Annotated in this window: 10 protein-coding genes; 2 read left to right on the top strand and 8 right to left on the bottom strand. The window is 74.5% G+C overall.

Annotated features, from left to right (window positions below):
- Positions 1-418 precede the first annotated feature (418 nt).
- The 3 genes from AB0K34_RS28445 to AB0K34_RS28435 form a co-directional block, all read right to left on the bottom strand.
- A complete protein-coding gene (locus AB0K34_RS28445; protein WP_301176078.1) occupies positions 419-718 on the bottom strand; it encodes a hypothetical protein in 300 nt (99 codons plus the stop codon).
- Positions 719-737: 19 nt separating this feature from the next.
- The gene (locus AB0K34_RS28440; protein WP_138640951.1) at positions 738-2,309 is read right to left on the bottom strand and encodes a phosphodiester glycosidase family protein; all 1,572 of its coding nucleotides are present in this window, start codon (positions 2,307-2,309) and stop codon (positions 738-740) included.
- Positions 2,310-2,387: 78 nt separating this feature from the next.
- Positions 2,388-2,975 (bottom strand): TetR/AcrR family transcriptional regulator, encoded by a 588-nt coding sequence (locus tag AB0K34_RS28435; protein ID WP_138640952.1) that lies wholly within the window; start codon positions 2,973-2,975, stop codon positions 2,388-2,390.
- A gap of 162 nt (positions 2,976-3,137) precedes the next feature.
- Between AB0K34_RS28435 and AB0K34_RS28430 the strand changes: the two genes are divergently transcribed.
- Together AB0K34_RS28430 and AB0K34_RS28425 are read left to right on the top strand one after the other, a co-directional pair.
- Entirely contained in the window at positions 3,138-3,713 is a 576-nt protein-coding gene (locus tag AB0K34_RS28430; RefSeq protein ID WP_138640953.1) for a DUF6230 family protein, read from the top strand.
- Positions 3,704-4,135 carry a DUF6114 domain-containing protein gene (locus tag AB0K34_RS28425; protein ID WP_274704673.1) on the top strand — a complete coding sequence of 144 codons (432 nt, stop codon included), beginning with the start codon at positions 3,704-3,706 and terminating at the stop codon, positions 4,133-4,135. The genes AB0K34_RS28430 and AB0K34_RS28425 overlap by 10 nt, the downstream gene beginning before the upstream one ends.
- On the opposite strand, the gene AB0K34_RS28420 is transcribed toward AB0K34_RS28425, so the two are convergent.
- Genes AB0K34_RS28420 through AB0K34_RS28400 form a run of 5 tightly spaced genes read right to left on the bottom strand, consistent with a single transcriptional unit; the run spans position 4,122 to position 16,429 of the window.
- On the bottom strand, positions 4,122-5,036 hold the full coding sequence (locus tag AB0K34_RS28420) for an alpha/beta fold hydrolase (protein WP_205719611.1): 915 nt from the start codon (positions 5,034-5,036) through the stop codon (positions 4,122-4,124). The genes AB0K34_RS28425 and AB0K34_RS28420 overlap by 14 nt on opposite strands.
- Positions 5,033-6,031: an NAD-dependent epimerase/dehydratase family protein gene (locus AB0K34_RS28415; RefSeq protein ID WP_138640955.1), complete on the bottom strand. Its 999-nt coding sequence runs from the start codon at positions 6,029-6,031 to the stop codon at positions 5,033-5,035. The genes AB0K34_RS28420 and AB0K34_RS28415 overlap by 4 nt, the downstream gene beginning before the upstream one ends.
- Complete coding sequence (locus tag AB0K34_RS28410; protein ID WP_240808482.1) at positions 6,028-7,674, bottom strand: fatty acid CoA ligase family protein; 1,647 nt, start codon at positions 7,672-7,674, stop codon at positions 6,028-6,030. Before AB0K34_RS28410 ends, AB0K34_RS28415 begins: the two co-directional genes overlap by 4 nt.
- 2 nt (positions 7,675-7,676) lie before the next feature.
- A complete protein-coding gene (locus AB0K34_RS28405) occupies positions 7,677-8,705 on the bottom strand; it encodes a ketoacyl-ACP synthase III (protein WP_138640957.1) in 1,029 nt (342 codons plus the stop codon).
- Positions 8,702-16,429: a type I polyketide synthase gene (locus tag AB0K34_RS28400; protein ID WP_301176079.1), complete on the bottom strand. Its 7,728-nt coding sequence runs from the start codon at positions 16,427-16,429 to the stop codon at positions 8,702-8,704. The genes AB0K34_RS28405 and AB0K34_RS28400 overlap by 4 nt, the downstream gene beginning before the upstream one ends.
- Positions 16,430-16,514 lie beyond the last annotated feature (85 nt).

Raw genomic sequence — 16,514 nt, 5'->3', positions numbered from 1 at the left:
GGGGTGGCCTCGCTCCCGTGGGGGGGCCCCCGCCCCCCATCTGCCTCATTTCCCCGGGGGGGCCCCCCCCCGCCCCCCCGGGGGGGGGGCCCCCCCCCCCCACGCCCCCCTCCCGGCTCAGGTCTTTCTTTCTGTACCGGTTGGTGCGGGGTCTGTTTTTTTGGGGCTCCGCCCCTTGCCCCCTTCTGGTTCAGGTTCTTGGGATGGTGGCGACTTGCGCGGGGTTTGGGGCTTCGCCCCTTGGCCCCTCGTGGCTCAGGTGTTCAGCTCGTGCCGCTTGCGCGGTCTGTTCTTGGGGCTTCGCCCCTTGCCCCCTCGTGGCTCAGATCTTCGGTCTCTGACGCTTGGTGCGGGGTTCTGCTTATGGGGGGTTCGCCCCTTGGCCCTTGTGGTTCGGGTGTTCGACGGTGTTGCTGGTTCAGGGGTGGTGGGGGGCTAGTTTGCTGGCGGCCTTGTGGATTGCTTCTAGGTAGGGCTTGTCCTGGGCTTGTGTTTCCTGGGGCAGGGCGTTGAACGGGAGTAGGGCCGGGTGGGTCGGGTCTACCGTGAGCATCCAGGCTGACCAGGCGTCGTGGACGTCTTCGGCTGTTGTGGCTTTGCCCTTGGCTCGGGTCAGGAGCGCGTAGATGCGGAAGAGTGCTGCCGCGTCCTCGGGGGGACGGGCCTCTGGGGGGAGGCAGTCGCGTACTAGTGCGGCTACCTCGTCGATGTAGGTCACGGCAGCACTGTTCCACTTGTTACGGGCGGACCAGGAGTGCGTTGCCCAGGGAGCGTTGGCCCGTTGCGTCGGACGGGCGGTTCACTATGCCGTCGCGGGTCACCATGACGCTGGAGCCGCCGCCGTCCAGGTTGAGGGCCTCGCGTGCGCCCAGGAGCTTCATGAGCTCGGCTGTCTGGGCGATGCCCAGTCCTTCGCTGTAGCCGTCCTGGCGGCCGTCCACGACCACCAGCATGAGGCGGCCCTGGCGGTCCATGCCGATCATTGAGCGGGGGTTGCTCCGGACGGTCCAGTTGTAGGTGAAGGTCTGGTCGGTGCCCTCGCGGATCAGGCCGTCGGCGGCGGCGTTCACCGAGATCCTGCCGTCCCGGACGAGGGTTGGGCCGACCTGGAGGATCGTCGTGTCCGGAGTCAGCGGCACGCGGCGGCCCTTGCTGTCCTCGACGCGTTCGCTCAGGTGCAGGCGGTCGCCGGGCTTCACGTGGGTGCGCAGCCAGGCTGCGCTCTCGCCGGTGGCCTGGATGGTGGAGCCCCCGGTGGGGACGTGGGCGCCACGGGAAGTGTTCACTGCCGTCACCTTGTTGCGGGCGTCCAGGACTGCTTCTGCGCCTGTGCCGGTTGGCGGGGTGCCCCATTCGGGGGTGAACAGCACCAGTTCGCTGTCGTCGGTGCACTTCAGGTCGTGCTGCGGCTTCTCGGTCGGCTGGTCGCCGCCCACGCCGCCGCAGTTCCAGATCTCGCCCGGCAGGCGGTTCACGCCGTCGATCTCGGCGGTGGCCCGGCCGGTCCGGAGGGTCACGCGGGCCGTGTAGGCGTCCACGTCGACGCGGCGGCCGTCCTGGGTGATCTTGACGCCGCCCCTGCCCTGGGTTGCCGAGCCCAGGAGTTTTCCGTGCTTGACGTACATGCCGCCAGGGGCGCTGTTGTAGAACCACTGCCCGTTGATGCCGGCGATCGCGCCCGTGGCCAGGTCGGTCAGCTTCTCCGTGCCGTTCAGGGCCGGGCCGTGGTCGGGGCCGACCGTGCCTTTGAAGCTGCGGAAGTCGACGCGGAGTATGTGGACTTTCTGTGGGGCGCCTGGGTCGGTGCCGTCTTGGGCTGTGTAGCGGGTGCCGCCGGCGAAGCCGGTCTTCTTGATCGTGGAAAGCGCGCTGGACGCTTCGGCGGCGGTCTCGTAGCGGCCGACCCGGACGGTCCAGCCGAGGGGGCCTGCGGGGCGGTCCGCGTACGCGGGCGTGGAGATCTGCTCCAGGCGTGGCTCGAAGTTCTTTTCGCGGAGCGCGGCGGCGACTCGGTCGGCGATCGGTTTGGGGCCCAGGGCGGTGTTCGCCTTGTCGAGGGGCCCGTCGGTCGTGGGCGGTAGGTATACGTGGACCGTCCAGTAGTCGTCGGCGTCCTTGGCACCGAGGGAGAGGGAGGTCAGCGTCACTCCCGGCGCGATGGTGGTGTTCACCGGTGCCGCGGTGAGCGGCAGGCGTTCGCCGAAGAAGGAGTGGTGTGGGGGCGCTGTCGTTGTTGTTGTCGCTGCGGCGGGGGTGCTCAGGGTCAGGAGCGCGGCGGCGGTCGCTGTTAGGGCCGAGGGGGTCTTCACTGTTGTTCCTTCAATGATCGGTTTGGGTGCAAGATCATTGAAGGATGCGCAGGTTGCCGCCAGGTGTCCCCTGCGCGGCTACTGGGGCGCCAGCAGGCGGTCCATCAGGACGTGGAGGTGCTGGCGGAACGAGGCCACGGTCTCTGGGTCGTCGGATCGGCGCATGCCCACGGAGGGGCCCAGGACGCCCGAGCCCAGGAAGCCGTGGACGCACCAGATCATCGTGCCGAGCAGGTAGTAGGGGTTGACGTCCGGCGGTACCGCGTCGCGGATCTTACGGGCGGCCAGGTGCAGCAGCGGCCGGGCGTAGCGGTCCTCCAGTTCGGTGATGTCGGCGGCGTCGTCGACCCAGCGGTGCGCCCACAGGGACCGGTTCGGGTGCGCCACATGGAAGTCGAGGTAGGCGTCCACGATCTGGTGGACAGCGGCGCGGCCGGGTTCGGCCTGCGACACGACGGCTTCGAGCATGGCCCGTTCGGACTCGAACGCCTGGTCCATCACCTCCAGGTAGAGCGCGCGCTTGTCGCCGACGGCCTCGACGATCGCCCCGGGGTCGGTCCCCATGGCGTCCGCGATGAGCCGGACGGACGTGCCGTCGTAGCCGAGTTCGCTGAACAGGCGGGTCGCCACGTCGACGATCCGCTGCCGCTGGATGGCGTTCGCCATCCCGTCACCGTATGCAAGTTTAAGGGCACGTTCTGCAAAGGGCGCGACAAGTCCCGATAAAGCGCCCGCCTTTGGAGGAAGCACACCGATGATTACTGTTAGTTGTCGATTGATTGCTCAGTGTTGTAAGTTGCTACCCGGCGCGAGGAGGGCGGTGCCTCGATGGGAGATGTCAGGTGGCGCCGATTCGTCCTGATGCTGGTCCCCTCGCTGGGCGCGTTGGGCGTGCTCGGCGTGGGGATGGCGCAGGGGGCGGTGCCGGTGTCGTTCGCACTGTCGGGGCGGCGGATGCAGGTCTCCGCGGACCGGCTGTCCGGGCAGGGGTTCGGGCTGTATCCGGTCGTGGTGCGCTCGGCGGACGGCGAACGGCACCAGGTGCTGTCGCTGACGATGCGCTCGGCCGCCGTCTACGGGCTGTGCCAGTCCTCGGTCGTGGACACCCCGCTCGGGCGCTACGTCGTGCGGCTGAGCACGCGGGATCCCGCGCGGCCGTCGCAGGTGCGGGGGCTGACCATCTCGGCCCGGAGCATCGAGGCCGATGTCGACTTCGGCTCCCTGGTGCTCAACAAGGACGCGCGGACGCTGGGAGCCGACGGCCGTGCCGGTGACTACGGCGTCGGGGCCCTGGGGTTCACGGTGGAGCATGTGAAGGTCGACTCCTGGATGGTGGCCGGCGGGACGTTCCAGGTGACGGGGCTGAAGGTCGCCATCGGACGGGACGTGCCGACATGCTTCTGACACGGTGGCGGTGTCTGACACGGTGGCGGTGTCTGACACGGTGGCGGTGTCTGACACGGTGGCGGTGTCTGACGCGGTGGGGGCTTCTGACACGGTGGCGGCGGGCGCGGCCGTTCGGGGCGAGCTGCCTGGTGGCGGCGGCCGGTGTGGAGATCCTGCTGGTGCCGGTCGCGGGCGTGGGGCTGGTGGTGAACAGCGGTGTGGGCGGGTACGCGGGCTTCCTCGTGGGGGTGTTCCTGATCGCGATGGGCGCGGGGCTGTGCTGGGGCGGTCCGCGCGACGTCATCGCGGTGCTGGTGGTGATGGCCGCGCTGGTCGCGTTCGTGCTGTCGAACCTGGGCGGTCTGCTGCTCGGGTCGCTGATGGCGATCGTCGGCGCGGCCTGGGGCTTCGCCTGGACGCCGCCGGTCATTCGAGCATGAACCGGCGCAGCGCGATGAGCAGGTCGTCGCCGGCGTCCTCCACGACGAGATGGCCGGCGTGCGGGTAGAGGCGGACGCGGGCGCCGGGCAGGCGGACCCGCCATTCGCGCAGGAACGTCGGGTCGAAGACGGGGTCGTGGCGCCCCCAGGCGATCAGCGCGGGGAGGTCGGCGAACCGGCCCAGGGAGTCGCCGATCCCGCACAGCAGTGGCCAGGACGGGTCGCGGGGCCCCAGCGGGATGTCCTGGACGAAGCGCTGGATCGCCAGGCGTCCGCCCGGCTGGTCGGAGGGCGCCAGGTAGGCGGCCCGGACGGCGCGCGGGAGCGGCCTGCGCACGCCGCAGGGCGGGAGGGTCGCCAGCCGGACGAACGCGTTGTGCCGCTGGAAGATGCGCGTGCCGAGGCGGTCACCGCGCAGCATCCGGAAGGGGACCCGGAGTGAGGGGCGCACCCGGGCGCCGTGCGGGTTGGGGAAGGCGGCCGTGTTGAGGACGACCAGCCGGGACACGCGTCCGGGGTGCCGTCCGGCCCAGCCCATGCCGATCGGGCCGCCCCAGTCGTGCATCACCAGCGTCCAGCCGGTGGTGGGGGCGCCGCGGGCGGTGATGAGGTGGGTGGTGAGGGCGTCGAGGTCGTCGATACGGGCCGCGAGAGTGTGTGCGTAGCGGTCGCCGGCGGGCTTGTCGGACAGGCCCATGCCGATGTGGTCGGGCGCGATGCACCGGAACCGGTCGCGCAGCGCCAGCACGGGGCGGCGCCACATGTAGCTCCAGGTGGGGTTCCCGTGGACGAACAGCACCGGCGGGCCGTCGCCCTCGTCCACGTAGTGCTGGTCGAGGCCGTTCGCGCCGGGATGGGTGAACCAGTGCGAGTCGAACCGGTAGCCGGGGAAGAAGCTCACCTGACTGCTCCCAGGGGATGCTCGGCCAGGTGATCGGCGAGGCGGGCCAATCCCTGCGCGGTGCTGACGGAAGGGGTGTAGCCGAGGTCGCGGCGGGCCGCGGAGATGTCGAACCAGTGCGCCGTGGACGCCTGGTCGACCAGGAACCGGGTCAGCGGCGGTGCGGCGCGCACTCCGGGCAGGGCGAAGAGCAGTTCCAGCGCGGCGGCCGCCAGCATCGCCGGTGCGACCGGCACGCGGCGGGTGACCGGCGGGAGCCCTGCGGCCGCCAGGAGCCCGTTGATCCATTGCCCGAAGGGTGCGGGTTCGTCCTGGGTGATGAAGTAGGCGCGGCCGTTGACCGGCGACTCGGGGGCGAGCGTGTCCAGGGCGAGGAGGTGGGCGTCGGCGGCGTTGTCGATGTAGACGGTGTCGACGGTCTTGTCTCCCGCTCCGATCAGGCGCAAGCGGGAGCCCGCCGCGGCCAGGCCCGGGAGGAAGTGCGGGTCGCCCGGCCCCCAGATGAGGTGCGGGCGCAGCGCGGCGGCGGGGATCCCCCGGCCGGCGGCGCCCAGGACGAGCCCCTCGGCGGCGGCCTTGGTGCGCGGGTAGTGCGCCAGGAAGTGGCGGGCGTAGGGCAGCGACTCGTCCGCGCCCTCCAGGTCGTGTCCGTCGTGCACCACGCTGGGCGAGGACGTGTAGACGAGGCGGGCGCCCACGCGCGCGCACGCGGCCAGGACGTGCCGGGTCCCGTCCACGTTGATCTGCTCGTACTCGCGGCGGCGCCCGCCCACCCCGGCCTTGGCGGCGCAGTGCACGACCGCGTCGCACCAGTCGGCGGCGGCCAGGACCGCGTCCCGGTCGCGGATGTCGGCCAGGTGCTGGACGACGCCGAGGTCGTCCAGCTCGCGCGAACGGCGGCGCTGCAGGGCGTGGACGGTGTCGCCGCGCACCGCGAGCCGCCGGCAGACCGCCGCGCCCAGGAACCCGCCGCCCCCGGTGACCAGGACCTTCATCGGCCGCGCCCGTCCAGCTTGCGGGCGGCCCAGCGGGCCAGCTCATGGCGGCGGATCTTGCTCTGGTGGCGGGCGTCCACGGGCAGGTCGCGGCGCACCAGGACGTCGTGGATCCCGGCGGCCGGTGCCCGCTCCTCCGCAGCGTCCAGCACCGCGGCGATGAGGCCGGGGCGCTCCCGGCGGCCGAGTTCGGGCACCGGTTCGACGACCAGCACCGGCCGCTGCGCCCCCTCGGGGCCGACGCCGACCAGCGCGGCCCGCCGCAGGCCGGGGACGTCGGCGAAGAGCGGTTCGACCTGCTCGGTGCACAGGTCCCCGCGGCCGGTCCGGACCCGTTCGGACTTGCGGCCCGCGAACCACAGCCGGCCCTCGGCGTCGATCCGGCCGAGGTCGCCCGTGCGGTGCCAGTCGCCGCCGCCGTCGGGGATGCGGGCCAGGGCGGTCGCGGCCGGGTCGTCCAGGTAGGGGTCGGCGACCATGGGGGCCGACACGGCGATCTCTCCGAGGGCGCCGGCCGGCACGGGCAGGTTCTCGCTCCAGCGGCGGATCGGGCCGTCGGTGACGGGGATGACGCGGACCCGGACGCCGGGCAGCGGCTCGCCGAGGCAGGTCCCCTTCCCGGCGGCGGTGGCCGCGTCGGTGCCGGCGTGCTCGCGGCTCTCGATCGCCGCGACCGGCAGGCACTCGGTGGCCCCGTACACCGACAGCAGCCGCGCCCGGTCGCGGATCACCGCGCGCATCCGCTCGCGGGTTCCGGCGGGCAGCGGCGCGCCGGCGGCCAGCACGTGCCGCAGCGGCTCCAAGATGATGCCGCGGTCGAGGCAGTGGCGGGCCAGCCGGTCCAGCAGCGCGGGCGGCGCGAACATCGCGGTCACCCCGTGGCGCAGGACGGCGGTGCTCAGGGCGGCCGGGTCGGCCCGGCCCGGATGCCGCGGGTCGGTGTCCGGGACGAGCGCGGCGGCGCCGAACGCCGTCGCGGCCAGGGCGAACGGCGCGAACGCCGACAGCATCACCGAGCCGGGCGACACGACGTCCAGCGCCGCGAGCGCGTCCAGCTGCGCGGCCAGCTGCCGGTGCCGCAGCGGCACCCCCTTGGGCGGCCCGGTCGAGCCGGAGGTGTAGCCGATCAGCGCGACGTCGTCCACCCTCGGCTCCGGCCACTGCCGCGGGTCGCCGGACGCGGCGTCGCGCAGGGCGTCCATGCGGGCTCCCCAGGAAAGCCACCTGGGGCCGACGGTCACCACGACGCGCGCGCTTCTGGCCCAGCCCAGCAGCAGGCGGGCGGCCTGCGCGCGCGGTATCGCGATGTACGCCTCCGGCCGGGCCCGCCGAAGGCACCGGCGGATCTCACCGAACGGCAGGCCCGGGTCCACCAGGACCGGGACGGCTCGCAGGCGGGCCAGCGCCAGGACGGCCGCCCACAACTGCGGCCCCGGCGGCACCATCACGGCCGTGCGCGTGCCCTCGCGCACCCCGGCGCGGGCCAGCGCCGCCGCGGTCTCGGCGACCAGTTCCGACAGCTGCGCGAACGTCGTCGCCTCGCCGTCGGGGCAGCGGCAGGCGACCGCGTCCGGCCGCCGGTGGCGCCACCATCCGGCGCGCAGGTACAGGGGGCTGACGGCCGGGGACCGCTCCTGGATCATGATCACCACCGGGCCAGGACGATTCCGGCGCTGACCCCGCTGGCCAGGCCGACGAGGGCGACGAGGTCACCGCGCCGCACGCGGCCGGTCTCCACCGCGATGGCCAGCTGCACGGGCAGGGTGGCGGCGACCATGTTGCCGTGCTGGACGATCGTGACGACGACCTTGCCCGGCGGGATCCCGGCGTGGTCGCAGAACTTCCACAGCATGGGCAGCGACGCCTGGTGGACGCAGACGGCCGCGCAGTCGTCCCAGGTCAGGCCGAGGTCGGTGAGCGGCTTGCGGAAGAGGGCGGGGTCGATGCTCTCGAAGCCCCGCAGCAGGGCGCGGGCGTCGACCAGGAGCGGGCCGTAGTGCGGCGCCGGGGTCGCCGGATCGCTGGAGGCGTCCAGCACGCGGACGACCGCGCCCTCCCACGCGGCGGAGTGGGCGGCGGAGCGGTGCGCCAGCACGCCGGGGGCGGACCCCGCCTCCAGCAGCAGGGCGGCGCCGACGTCGCTGACGGTGTAGCCGGCCGCGACGGCGTAGAACTCCTCGACGCCGCCGACGCGCCACGGGGTGATGGCGCTGGGCAGCTCGCCGCAGCAGACGAGCACGCGCCGGTACCGGCCGCCGGTGATCAGCGCGTCGGCCAGCTCGATGGCCGTCAGCACGCCGTTGCAGGCGTTGCGCACGTCGAAGACGGGGCACTGGGCGCCGAGCCGTGCCGCGACGAGGTGCGCGGTCGCGGGCTCCACGACGTCGGCCGACACTCCCGCGTAGATCAGCAGGTCGACGTCGTCGGCGGCGACGCCGGCGCCGTCCAGGAGTTTGCGGCAGGCCGCGGCGGCCAGGTCGGACGGCCCGTCCTCCGGCGCGGCGACGTGCCTGCGCCGCACCCCGCTGGCCTTGAGGATCAGGCCGCGCGGGACGTCCAGGCCCGGGTTGCGCTCGGCGAGCCGGTCCTCCAGCTCCGCGGTGGTCAGCGTGGTCTCCGGCAGGTGCGCGGCCACCGCCGCCAGCCGGGTGAACGGCGCGCCCTCGACGGTCATTCCGTCCCGCCCGTCTGCGCCGCCGCCAGCGTCTCCGGGGCCTTGTCTGGGGCCGGGTCCGGCTCCGGTGGTCGGGGGCGGGGCGGTGAGGGAGGCGGGGGCGCCGCGGCCTCGGTCGCCGACAGCCCCAGGCGGACCAGGACGATCTGGGCGATGTCGGCGATGGTTCCGCCGCTGCGCAGCAGTTCCAGGGGCGGGATGTCGATGCCGTACCGGGTCCGCACGGAGGCCATCAGCTCGCCGCCCATCAGGGAGTCCATCCCGTACTCGTCCAGCCGGCGGTCGACGGCGATCTGGTCGGCCGGGAGCAGCAGCACCTCCGAGAGCACCTGCCTGATCTCCGCGACGAGGAAGGCGAGGGCCTGCTCGCGGTCCATCGCGGCGAGCGCCTCCAGCACCCGCGTCCGGTCGGTGCCCTCCTCGTCGAGGCCGGCGGGCAGCAGCGACGCCGTCATCGGCCGCCGCAGGCCGGGCATGACCTGGCTGAGCCGGCCCCAGTCGCACCGGCCCACCATCGCCACGTCGGCCTGCTCGGCCAGCATGTCCTCGATGGCGGCGAGCGCCTCCGCCGGGCGCGTCGCCTCGCCGCCGAACACCGCCGCCAGCGTCCCGCCCTGGGCGTCGCGGGCCAGCACGCCGGTCTCGCTGAGCGCCCCCAGCGCCACCGTGAGCGCGGTCCCGCCGCGCCGGCGGCGGAGGCGGGCCAGCGCCTCCAGGTACAGGTTGGCCGCCGCGTACGCCGACTGGCCGATGTTGCCGAGCGCGGAGACGGAGGAGTACATGACGAACATGTCCAGGTCGCGGTGGCGGGTGAGGTCGTCCAGCACCAGGGCCCCGGCGACCTTCGGGTGCAGGACGGCGCGGACCCGGTCGTCGGGCAGTTCGGCGAGCGGCGCGTCGTCCAGGTGCATCGCCGCGTGGACGACGCCGCGCAGCGGGCGGCCGTCGGCGTCCATGCCGCGCAGGATCCGCTCCATGGCGGCGCGGTCGGCGGCGTCCGCCGCGTAGGCGCGGGCGTCGGCGCCCAGGGCGCGCAGGTCGGCGAGCAGGCCCGGCGCCTCGGGCGTCTCGGCGCCCCGGCGGCCGACGAGGGCCAGGTGGCGGGCGCCGCGGCGGGCCAGCCAGCGGGCGGTCGCGGCGCCGAACCCGGTCAGCCCGCCGGTGACCAGGTAGGTGCCCTCGGGGTCCAGGACCGGCACCGTCCGCCGGGGCCGCACGCGGAACGGCTCGTCGTGCTCGGCGAACGAGACGACGATCTTCCCGATGTGGCGGGACGAGCCCATCAGCGCGAACGCCTCGTCCACCCGGGCGGCGGGGAAGACCGTGTGCGGCAGCGCGGTGACGCCGCCCGTCCGCACCAGGGGGTAGCAGGCGGTGATCTCCCGGGCCGCGCGCTCGGGGTCCTTCCACTGCAGGGTGCCGACGTCCACCCCGAACATCGAGATGTTGTCGCCGAACGGCCGCAGCAGCAGCGGCTTGTTCTCGAAGATGTCGCGCTTGCCCAGCTCGATGAACCGGCCGCCGTGCCGCAGCACCTCCAGGCCGCGGGTGATCGCCTCCCCGGCGAGGGAGTTGAGGACAACGTCCACGCCGCGCCCCTCCGTCAGCTCCATGACCCGGTCCGCGAAGCGGAGGCTCCGCGAGTCCAGGACGTGCTCGGCGCCCAGCGCGCGCAGCAGGTCGCGCTTGGCGGGCGAGCCGGCCGTGGCGATCACGCGGGCCCCGCAGGCGCGGGCGACCTGGAGCGCGGCCAGTCCGACGCCGCCGGCGCCGCCGTGCACCAGGACGGTCTCGCCCGTCCGCACGCGGGCGCAGTGGATGAGCGAGTGGGTCGCCGTCACGAACGCCATCGGCAGGGTGGCCGCCTGGGTGTAGGTCAGCCCGTCGGGGACCGGCATCGCCATCCAGGCGGGGACGACGGCGTGGTCGCCGATGCCGACGGGGCCGGCGGTCAGCACCCGGTCGCCCGGCGCCAGGTCGGCGACGCCGGCGCCGACGGCGCTGACGACCCCGGCGCACTCCAGCCCGAGTTCGTGCCATCCGTGCACCGCCTCGATGGCCTCCACCGGCAGCAGGCCCGCCGTGCGCATCACGTCGCGGTAGTTGAGCCCGGCCGCGCGGACCTCGATGGCGACCTCGCCGGCGCGGGGCTCGGCCTTGCGTTTCTGCCGCCAGTCCAGGGTGAACGTCCGCCCGGGGTCGCGGACCGCGAGTTCGCAGCCGTCCCCGATTCCGGTGGACGGGACGGTGGCGGCCGGCGCCTCCCGGAGCCGCGGGACGAAGCGGCCGCGGCGGGTCAGGAGGATCTCCTCCTCGTCGTCCGGCGCGAGCATCTCCGCCGCCAGGCGCTCGGCGTCCAGGGCGGGGTCGCCGGTCGGGCTGAGGCAGACGCGCCGGACCCGCAGGTTCGGATGCTCGTTGCCGAGGGAGCGCGCGGCGCCCCAGACGGCGGCGTCCTGCGGATGCGTCCCGGCTTCCGGCTCGGCCGCCCCCGGCCCGCCCGTCTCCGGTAGGGCACCGGAGGGGCGGGCGGCGAGCCACAGGGAGACCTCCAGGTCATGGGGCAGTTGCTCGCAGGCCAGCGCGACGGCGCGGAGTGCCGCGATCCGCCGGGTGATCCGCTCCACCTCCGCGGCCGGGTCGGGTGGGGGCTCGGCGGCGTTTCCGGCGTCGTTTTCTGGGGCGTCGGCGTCGTCCAGGAGGATGCAGAAGGCGGCCTTGCGTGCGTCGGCGGGCACCTTCAGGGCCCAGTCTCCGGGGTCGGTGCCGATGCCGGATCTGGCGACCTGGGCGCCTCGGTCCCGCAGGACGTCCTCAAGCGCGTCGGCCACGCCTTGGTCGCCCTCGGCGGCGATGATCCAGGCGTCGCCCTCCCCCGCCTGCGGCAACCGCGCCGGGGTCGCGGGACGGGCCTCCCCGGACGCGGGCTCCGGGGCCGCGGCCAGCAGGACGGAGAAGTCGCCGGGCTCGGACTCCCCGCCCTCGCCGGTGGCGCCGATGGCGGTGAACCCCGCGTCGACCAGCAGTTCCGACCACTGCTCGCGCGGCAGGAGCGGCGAGTCGGGACGCACGTCGCGGTCCGCGAAGCGCCAGAACTCCGGCAGGAGGCCGAAGACCGGCAGCAGCGCACCCAGCCGGTGCGGCTCGGCGGCCAGCAGCAGGCCGCCGGGCGCCAGGAGGGTGCGCGCGTGGTCGAGCGCGGCGGTGACGTCCTCGGCCAGGTGCAGGACGTTCACCGCGACCACGAGGTCGAACGCGCCCTCGGCCACGTCCTGCCCGGCGGGCGCCCGGTCGATGTCCAGGGCCGCGCATTCGACGAGGTCGGACGCGGCGAACCGCTGCCGCAGCCGGGTGAGGACGGTCTCGTCCGCGTCGGTGGCCGTGTAGCGGGTGCGGTCGGCGGGCAGCACCGGCAGCAGCGCGTCGGTGGTGCCGCCGGTCCCGGCGCCGATCTCCAGGACGCGCAGCGGCCGGTCGGCGGGCCACCGCCGGACGATCCCCTCCACCACCGCGCGCACGACCCGGTTGGCGGCCGTGCACAGCGGCCCGGTGCGGTGGAACTGCTCCAGCAGGTCGGCGCCTCCCCCCGCGAGGAGGTCGGCGGCGGTCTCGCGCCCGGCGAGCAGTTCGGGCAGGTGCGTGCCGACGAGCACCGTCAGGGCGGCGTGCGCGGCGAAGGCGTTCCCGCGCCAGATGAGTTCCTCGTGCAGGGTGTCCAGGTCGGCCGGCGGGGTCGCCCAGCGGAGTTGCCGTGGGCCCAGCCGTCCCAGCAGGCCGTGCCGTTCGAGGAGCGGCAGCGCCGACTCCAGCAGCCGCCGGTGGTCCGGCGCGGGATGGGACCGGAGGAGTTCCTGCGGGTCGAACGGGCGGGCGCGGCCGTCGGCGCCCGGTGCCCGCAGCGCGCGGGCGACCGCGTGCGCGAACGCCTCCTCGGCCTGCGCGGCGAACCGGGGGTAGTCGAGCTCGCGCCACGCCACAAGGGCCCGGTCGGCGGTGCGGGCCGCCTCGTCGAGGAGCACTCGCGGCTCCGCCACGGGGGTGCCGCCGTCCGCGAGGCTCCGGTCGTCGGCTGCGAGGCTCGGGTGGTGGGCGGCGCCGGGTCGGGGTGCGGCGCGCAGCACCGTCTCGTAGCGGGTCAGCCGGGTCGCGATGCCCCGGACGGCGCGCAGCCGGCAGCCGAGGATCTCGGCGCTGACGTTGCCGTCGAGGTCGGTGATGGTGATGTCCCAGCAGACCTCGTCCTCGTACCTCGAACGTTCCCGGACGTGCAGCAGCCCCTGCGGGGAGGGCCGGTCCCACAGCCGCATCGAGGCGATCGCCGCGGGCATGTAGTGCTTCCCCGCGAGCATCTCGTCCACCAGCCACACCACTCCGGCCTGGAGCGCGCTGTCCAGGACGACCGGATGCGCCTGGTAGGCGCAGCCCTCCTGCGCGTCGCACGAGTAGGAGCCGAGGATTTCCCTACCGGCGCGCCACAGGCCGGTCAGCACGCGGAAGTGCGGGCCCCACTCCATGTGTCCTTTGGCGGCGCGCGCGTAGAAGTCCGCGACGTCGACCGGCTCGCTGATGCGGGAGCGCAGCGCCTCCACGTCCACCGGCGGCGGAGCCGGGCGCAGCATGCGGCGGACCCGTCCCCGGCAGTTCTCCCGCGGCTGCCTGGTGCGGTCCTCGGCGCCGGCCACGACGACCACGCCGGTCTCGGGGTACAGCGTGGTGCTCGCGCACGTCGGCTCGGTACCGGTCGCCGCCGACAGCACCAGCGCCCGGACGATGTCGACCCGGTCGACCTCCACCGTGCCGGCGGCCTCCGGCAGCCCGAGCCGCCCGGCGGCGGCCATCATCTCCAGGTAGCCGGTGGCGGGCATGACGGGGGGTCCGCCCGCCTTGTGGTCCAGCAGCCAGCCGAGCCGTCCCGGGTCGAGTTCGGCCGCCCACGAGGGGAACGGCACCGGCAGCCGCTCGCCCAGCAGCGGATGCTGGATCGCCGGGTCGCCGAACCGGCTGATCCAGGTGCCGGGGCCGCCGATCCAGTACCGCTCGCGCTGCCACGGGTAGGCGGGCAGCGGCCGCACCCGGCCGGGGCGCGGGAAGTGGCGGTCCCAGTCCAGGCGGGCACCGGACGCGATCAGGTGCGCGACCGCCGCGCGCATGCGGGACGGGCCGGACTCGCCGCGCCGCAGGGTCGCGGTGACGGCCGCGCGGGCCCGCGTCTTACCGGTGACGCGGCGCAGGTAGGACCGCAGCACCGGATGCGGCCCGACCTCCACCAGCACGTCGCAGCCCTCGTCCGCCACCCGTTCGACGGCGGCGGCGAACCGGACGGGCTCGCGGACGTTCCGCCACCAGTACGCCGAGGTCAGGTCGGGTCCGTCCACGAGGCCGCCGGTCACCGTGGACAGCAGCGGGATCCGGGTGCGGTCCGGCCGCAGCCCGGCCAGCGCCTCCAGCAGGCCGTCGCGGATCGGGTCCATGGCCGAGCTGTGGAAGGGGTACTCCAGGTCGAGCATCCGGAAGAAGGCGTCGCGGGCCGCCAGCTCCTCGCCGAGCGCGGCCAGGGCCTCCTCCGGGCCGGCGACGGTGACGTCCCGGTCGGTGTTGACCGCGGCGACCTCCACGCCGGGATGGTCGGCCAGCAGCCGCCGGACCGCGTCCTCCGGCAGGCCCACGGCGGCCATCCGTCCCCAGCCCCGCGCCTGCGCCTGCGCCGCGCTCCGCTCGGCGATGACCCGCGCCGCCTGCGCGGGCGACAGCGCCCCGGAGACGTAGGCGGCGGCTACCTCGCCCACGCTGTGCCCCAGCACGCAGCCCGGCCGCACGCCCGCCGCCTTCAGCATCTCCGCGAGCCCCGCCTGCACCGCGAACAGCAGGGGCTGCGCGACCTCCGTCGCCGCCAGGCACCACCGCTCGGCGGGCACGGCCAGTTCCTCCAGGACCGACCAGCCCAGCCGCGGCGCCAGCTCGGCGTCCAGCACCTCGACCGCCTCGCGGAACACCTCGTCGTCGAGCAGGTCGGCGGCCATTCCCGCCCACTGCGCACCGTTGCCCGAGAACACCAGCGCGACGCGGCCGTGCTCCACCGCCTCACCGAAGGCCGCTTCAGCGAACGCCGCCTCGCCCTCGCGGGCGTTGCCGTCGTCGCCCTCGTTCCCGTCCAGCAGGCGTGTCAGGGCTTGCGCGGCGTCGGCGGGCGAGTCCGCGACGACCGCGGCGCGGTGCGGGTGGAGGCCGCGACGACGGCAGGAGGTGTAGGCGAGGTCGTAGAAGTCCTGGTCGGCGGTCGACGCGAGCGCCCCGGCGGCCTGCCGGACCGCCTCGCGCAGCGCGGTCGGCGTCCGCGCCGACACCACCAGCGGCAGCGCCTCCGCTGTCGGCCCGCCCTCCTCGCCGGCTTCCTCGCCGGCCTCCTCTGACGGCGGCGGGACGGTCAGCGCGACATGGACGTTGGCGCCCCCGAACCCGAAGGAGTTGACCCCCGCCACCGGGCGGGCGGCGGCGCCGTCCAGCGGCACCGGCCGCGTCGCCACGCGCAGCCCCAGCCCGTCGAAGTCGATGGCCGGATTCAGCGTGCCGGCGTGCAGCGTCGGCGGCACCATCCGGTTCCGCAGGACCAGCATGGCCTTGAACAGGCCCGGCATGCCGGACGCCGGCTCCAGGTGCCCCATGTTCGACTTCACCGACCCGATCGGCAGCGGGCCGCCGGAGCGCTCCGCGCCGAGGGCCCGGCCGAGGGACAGGCACTCGGCCGGGTCCCCCGCCTGCGTCCCGGTGCCGTGCGCCTCGACGTACACGACCTCGTCGGGCGAGACGCCGGCCTCGGTGTACACCTGCCGCAGCAGCTGCTCCTGCGCCTCCGGGCTGGGCAGCGACAGCCCGAACGTGCGGCCGTCGTTGTTGGTGCCCGCGCCCACGATCACCCCGTGCACGCGGTCGCCGTCGGCGAGCGCGTCGGCCAGCCGCTTCAGCACCACCAGGCCCCCGCCCTCGGCCCGGACGAACCCGTCGGCGTCCGCGGAGAACGCCCGGCACCGGCCGGTCGGCGACAGCATCGACGCCTGGCTGAACCCGACGAACGAGCCGGGGCTCAGCAGCAGGTGCATCCCGCCGGCCAGCACGACCCGGCTCCGGCCCTCGACGAGCGTCCGCCAGCCGCGCTCCACCGCCAGCAGCGACGACGAGCACGCGGTGTCGATGCTCATGCTGGGGCCGCGCAGGTCGAACACCTGCGACAGCCGGTTCGACGCGATCGACAGCGTCGACCCCGACATCGTGTACGGGCCGATCCCGCACGGCTCCAGCATCTGCAGCACGCCGTAGGCGGGGTCGGAGATCCCGATGAACACGCCCGTGTCGGACCCGGCGAGGGACGCCGGGTCGATGCCGGCGTCGTCCAGCGCCTCCACGGCCGTCTCCAGCAGCAGCCGCTGCTGCGGGTCCATCGCCGCGGCCTCCTTCGGCGAGATCCCGAAGAAGGCCGCGTCGAAACCGCCCGGGTCGCCCGCCAGGAACCCGCCCGCGCGGGTGTAGCTGCGGCTCGCCCGGGGCATCCGCTCGTCGACGAACCGGTCGGCCTCGAACCGCTCCGGCGGCACCTGGCCGACCAGGTCGTCACCGCGCTCCAGCGCGGCCCACAGACCGTCCAGGCCGGTGATGCCGCCCGGCAGCCGGCACCCCACCCCGACGACCGCGACCGCGCGCCCGTCGATCCCGCCAGGCCGTTCCCCCATGCGCGCACCCTCTCGCGATTACATTCAGTAGTCGTACGGCCACTAAATGCTGCGACGGGTCCGGCGCGGCGGCAACAGACGCGGA

This window comes from Actinomadura sp. NPDC049382, from assembly GCF_040677125.1.
GTDB lineage: Bacteria > Actinomycetota > Actinomycetes > Streptosporangiales > Streptosporangiaceae > Spirillospora > Spirillospora geliboluensis.
Note: the sequence above shows the minus strand (reverse complement) of the source record. Positions and strands in the feature narration are given on the sequence as shown.

Excerpts from the sequence above, each read along its gene's own strand:
- AB0K34_RS28435 (WP_138640952.1), bottom strand. The coding sequence starts at position 2,975 with ATGGCGAACGCCATCCAGCGGCAGCGGATCGTCGACGTGGCGACCCGC.
- AB0K34_RS28430 (WP_138640953.1), top strand. The coding sequence starts at position 3,138 with ATGGGAGATGTCAGGTGGCGCCGATTCGTCCTGATGCTGGTCCCCTCG.
- AB0K34_RS28425 (WP_274704673.1), top strand. The coding sequence starts at position 3,704 with ATGCTTCTGACACGGTGGCGGTGTCTGACACGGTGGCGGTGTCTGACA.
- AB0K34_RS28415 (WP_138640955.1), bottom strand. The coding sequence starts at position 6,031 with ATGAAGGTCCTGGTCACCGGGGGCGGCGGGTTCCTGGGCGCGGCGGTC.
- AB0K34_RS28410 (WP_240808482.1), bottom strand. The coding sequence starts at position 7,674 with ATGATCCAGGAGCGGTCCCCGGCCGTCAGCCCCCTGTACCTGCGCGCC.
- AB0K34_RS28405 (WP_138640957.1), bottom strand. The coding sequence starts at position 8,705 with ATGACCGTCGAGGGCGCGCCGTTCACCCGGCTGGCGGCGGTGGCCGCG.
- AB0K34_RS28400 (WP_301176079.1), bottom strand. The coding sequence starts at position 16,429 with ATGGGGGAACGGCCTGGCGGGATCGACGGGCGCGCGGTCGCGGTCGTC.